The organism is Azotobacter chroococcum, from assembly GCF_004339665.1.
GTDB classification, from domain to species: Bacteria; Pseudomonadota; Gammaproteobacteria; order Pseudomonadales; family Pseudomonadaceae; genus Azotobacter; species Azotobacter chroococcum.
In genome coordinates, this window is sequence record NZ_SMMU01000076.1 from 1 (window position 1) to 4607 (window position 4607).

Consider the following 4607-nt stretch of genomic DNA (forward strand, 5'->3'; position numbering starts at 1 on the left):
GCCGGGCTGGTGGCGAAGATCGAGCGCGCCGAGGCGGTGGCCGATGCGCAGGTGCTCGACGGCATCATCCTCGCCTCCGAGGCGGTGATGGTCGCGCGTGGCGACCTGGGCGTGGAGATCGGCGACGCCGAGCTGGTCGGCGTGCAGAAGCGCATCATCGAGCGGGCGCGGGTGCTCAACCGCGCGGTGATCACCGCCACGCAGATGATGGAGACCATGATCACCCAGTCGCTGCCGACCCGCGCCGAGGTGTTCGACGTGGCCAACGCGGTGCTCGACGGCACCGACGCGGTGATGCTCTCGGCCGAGACCGCCGCCGGTTCCTACCCGGTGGAGACCGTGGAAGCCATGAGCCGGGTGATCCTCGGCGCCGAGAAGCACCCGCTGGCGCATCGTTCGAAGCACCGCATGGACCAGGTGTTCCACAAGATCGACGAGACCATCGCCCTGTCGGCCATGTACGCGGCCAACCACCTGGAAGGGGTCAAGGCGATCGTCTGCCTGACCGAGAGCGGCGACACCCCGCGGCTGATGTCGCGGATCCGCTCGCACCTGCCGATCTACGCCTTCTCCCGCCACCCGCGCACGCAGAGCCGCGTGGCGCTGTTCCGCGGCGTGAACCCGGTGCCGTTCGAGACCGACCGGATCGCCGAGGCCGAGCTGAACGCCCGGGCGGTCAAGGAGCTGATGCAGCGCAACCTGGTGTTCGAGGGCGATCTGGTGCTGATCACCAAGGGTGATGCCGGTGCCCAGGGCGGCACCGACACCCTGCGCATCGTGCGCGTCGGCGACGTCATCCAGTGAGGGAGGGACATTCGATGCAAGGCAACACGCCCAGCCAGGAGGCGGTGGTCACCCTGGCCGGGCAGATCAAGACCGGCTCGCTGTGCCGTTCCGACCGGGTCGGCAAGTACAACCAGCTGCTGCGCATCGAGGAAGCGCTGCAGGGCAAGACGCCTATAGCGCGGAGTCGCTGCTGAAGCGCCGCTGCTGCTGCAGCCGCTGAGCCCCGTCGGTCGACCGAGCGCGTCCGGCTCTACCTTGAAATAAGTCTGAGGAATACCCCCTCAGGGCTTCGAATAAATATAAGAAGGTTCACTGACATGCTGTATTGCCCATCCTTGTCTTCTGAATTCATTCGCTTCTCCTCCCTTGTCCGTGCCCTGGCTATCTGCGCCCGCCCGAGCGATGCCGTGCGGATGCGCTCCTTCACGCCAGCACGCTGCCCCTTGCCCACGCCTGGCTTCTGACCACCTGCGAAGACGCGCGGGCGAGGGTAAAAGCCCTTCATCACCCACGACCGGATAGCCCTGCTGGAGCCTGTGCGTGCCATGACGGCCGCGAAGACAGCGCTGTCTGACGAGTGCAAATTCCTGGCGGTAATCGGCGACAGCCCTGGGTACAGGTCTTTACCGACCAGAACACAATAAGAATCGGAGCGGATATGAAAAGAATTACCGTGAAAAAGGCACTTTTCCCCTTGTGCGCCTTACTTGCATTTCCCCTGGCGGCCCAGGCGGTCAATTTCAGCGGCTATTACCGCCTCGGGATCGGCGGCAATACCAAGGGCGGTACGCAATCCTGCTTCCAGTTGCCCGGCGCGCCCACGAAATACCGGCTCGGCAACGAGTGCGAGCAGTGGAGCGAGCTTGCCTGGGACCACGATATCGCCCTTGCCGATGGCTCGACCCTTTCCGGCATGGTCATGGGCGGCTTCTACAACCCCATCGGGCACAAGCCGAAGTTCAAGGATTCCAACGAGCATGGCGGGGGTTCCTCGCGGATCCAGCAGATGTTCGTCGAATGGAAGAATGCCGCGGTGCTCAACGGCGGCAACTTCTGGGTCGGGCGCCGCTACTACAAGCGGAACGATATCCACATGACCGACCTCTACTACTGGAACCAGAGCGCCACCGGTTTCGGTTTCGACGAAGTGCCGATCGGCGACCTGCGCTACAGCTACGTCTTCTCGCGCAAGGACAACAAGAACCAAGACCCCTACGTTACCCGTCACGATTTCAACGTTGACGGCTTCAAGACCAACCCGGGCGGCGAGGTGCAGTTGGGCGTCAGTTATCTGCAAGGGCCGGACAGCTCCGACTCCCATGGCGGCTGGTCGGTGGCCGTGCAGCACAAGCAGGAAGGCTTTCTCGGCGGCAAGTACAACACCTTTGCCCTGCAATACGGCGAGGGGCCGGGCACGGGCCTGGGCTACACCGGCGATACCGGCCTGGACAAGGAAAACAAGAGCTGGCGTATGGTCGAGTACTTCGACTGGCAGACCACGGAGCGCTTCGGCGGCCAGTTCCAGCTGGTTTATCAGAAGGACGTCCGACCCGACGGCGACAACTCGCGCTGGCTGTCGTTCGGCGTGCGGCCGGTGTACGCCTTCACCGAGACGTTCAAGCTGAGCGCCGAGATCGGCCACGACCAGATCAAGGCGACCGACGGCACCCGCAAGCTAACCAAGTTCAGCATCGCGCCGACCTGGTCGCCGGGCGGCCCGGGTTTCTGGGCGCGGCCGGAATTTCGCATCTACTACACCTACGCCACCTGGAACGAGGCGGCACAGCGCGCGGCCACCGAAATGAACCCCGATTCCGCGCTGTCCGAGACCGGTGCCTTCGGTACCGACCGCCACGGCGGCAACTTCGGCGTGCAAGTCGAGTACTGGTGGAAATAGGGTTCTTGGCAGCGAACTTTCTTACGTGTCATCAAATTGAACGTTCATTTGTTCGCTATTTTTCCGTCCGCAGCACGGACAACAATCCAGACGGCTCACCAGCCGTCTGGGCGATCAGCCAGGGCAAGGTCGTGATCGCGACGATGACGCTGGGCAGCATGATGATGGGTGTTGAGGCATACTCCACCAACGCATCAACGCTTAATGGTCGTATGGCCGGAAACCTTCTGTCCTCGCCCGCCGGGTCCTTTCTGTTCCAGGCCACCATTCTGGCAACGTTCGCCAGTGGTAAGCGGTACAACTGTGACCTCAACGCCAGCTACAACATCGCGGCCCGCTATTGGGCCTGGAAACTCAAGCTGACCCGCCGTAAGGATGGGCAGTTGCCGGAGGACAGAAACTCCCTTGGCAAACCGGGAATGCCGGTCACGCTCTCAACGCTCTGGCTGCGAGAGCGGGAAGCCCCTCATCAATGCGCAGCATGATGAGGGGAGCATTCACAGGTAACCGAGTTCAACCAGCCCAAGCCGGATAATCGGTATAGCCTTCGGCGCCGCCGCCGTAGAGGGTCGCCTGGTCCGCTTCGGCGAGGGGCGCACCCTGGGCGAAGCGCCGCACCAAGTCGGGGTTGGCGATGTAGGGCCTGCCGAAGGCCACCGCGTCGGCCAGCCCGGTTTGCAGCAGGGCTTCCGCGCGGGCCGCGGTGTAGCCGCCGCAGACCACGATGGCGCCGGGGAAGCGGGCGCGGACGGCTTCGCGAAAGCCCTCGGGGTAGCCCGGCACGCCCATCCATTCGGCCTCGTGCAGGTGCAGGTAGGCGAGGCCGCGCCGGCCCAGTTGGTCGGCCAGGTACAGCGCCATCGGTCCGGCTTCGGCATCCTCGATGTCGTTGTAGGGCATCCAGGGCGACAGGCGGATGCCGACCCGTTCGGCACCCACCGCGGCGACCACCGCATCGACGACCTCCAGCACCAGGCGCGCGCGGTTCTCCAGGGAGCCGCCGTAGGCATCGTCGCGCCGGTTGGTGGTGGTGGCGAGGAACTGGTGCAGCAGGTAGCCGTTGGCGGCATGGATCTCCACCAGGTCGAAGCCGGCGGCGATGGCGTTGCGGGCGCCCTGGGCGTAGTCGGCGACGATGCCGGGGAGTTCCTCGGTGCGCAGGGCGCGCGGCTCGTCGCATGGCGGATGGGCGGGCGTGCCGTCGGCCTGGATGATGAAGGTCTGCATGTTGGCGCGAATCGCCGAGGGGGCGACCGGCTGGCCGCCGCCGGGCTGCAGCGAGGCGTGGGAGATGCGCCCCACGTGCCAGAGCTGCAGCGCGATGTGCCCGCCTTTGCGGTGTACCGCGTCGGTCACCAAGCGCCAGCCGTCGATCTGCGCGTCCGAATAGATACCCGGGGTCAGCGCGTAGCCCTGGCCCTGGCGGGAGATCTGCGCCGCTTCGGCGACGATCAGCCCGGCGCCAGCGCGCTGTGCGTGGTACTCGGCGTTGAGGGCGGTCGGCACGTCGCCCGGCTGGGCAGCCCGGGAGCGCGTCAGCGGCGCCATGACGACGCGGTTGGGCAGGGTCAGTGCGCCGAGGCGTACGGGGGACAGCAACTTGTCGATGGCCATGGTTGCTCCTTGTCGGAATCGACGGATGTGCGGTGGATGATGGGAAAGGCTTTCAGGCGACGGGAATGGTCGGCATCCGGAAGTCCGGGTGGCCGCCCAGGGCGGCCGGGAGCTGCCCGGCGATCTGCTCGTGGGGCGTTCCCGGGGCGACGGCGCTGGCGGCTTCCAGGCGGGCGAGCTGCAGCGCGCCGAGGGTCGCGTCGAGCTGCTCGCGGGTGCGCGGCCCGAGGATGGGGATCAGGCTGGTGCTCGAGCGGGCCGCCCGCTCGCGCAGCCAGGCGATGGCCACCTGGGTCGGCGAGGCTTCCAG

4 protein-coding genes and 2 pseudogenes are annotated in these 4607 nt (G+C 65.8%); 4 read left to right on the forward strand and 2 right to left on the reverse strand.

The window, feature by feature from the left end:
* The 4 genes and pseudogenes from EV691_RS22885 to EV691_RS23660 all read left to right on the forward strand — a co-directional run.
* A partial coding sequence (locus EV691_RS22885) for a pyruvate kinase (RefSeq protein ID WP_243649672.1) occupies positions 1 to 804 on the forward strand: 804 nt, incomplete at its 5' end.
* 41 nt (positions 805 to 845) lie between these two features.
* Positions 846 to 980: pseudogene (locus EV691_RS22890) on the forward strand (hypothetical protein); the annotation flags it as partial.
* Between the two features lie 464 nt (positions 981 to 1444).
* Positions 1445 to 2683: a maltoporin gene (locus EV691_RS22900; protein ID WP_131302087.1), complete on the forward strand. Its 1239-nt coding sequence runs from the start codon at positions 1445 to 1447 to the stop codon at positions 2681 to 2683.
* Between the two features lie 5 nt (positions 2684 to 2688).
* A complete protein-coding gene (locus tag EV691_RS23660) occupies positions 2689 to 3168 on the forward strand; it encodes a hypothetical protein (protein WP_207390290.1) in 480 nt (159 codons plus the stop codon).
* A gap of 28 nt (positions 3169 to 3196) precedes the next feature.
* Here EV691_RS23660 and EV691_RS22910 read toward each other — a convergent pair whose 3' ends face one another.
* Together EV691_RS22910 and EV691_RS22915 are read right to left on the reverse strand one after the other, a co-directional pair.
* The gene (locus tag EV691_RS22910) at positions 3197 to 4297 is read right to left on the reverse strand and encodes an alkene reductase (RefSeq protein WP_131302090.1); all 1101 of its coding nucleotides are present in this window, start codon (positions 4295 to 4297) and stop codon (positions 3197 to 3199) included.
* A gap of 52 nt (positions 4298 to 4349) precedes the next feature.
* Positions 4350 to 4607: pseudogene (locus tag EV691_RS22915) on the reverse strand (aldo/keto reductase); the annotation flags it as partial.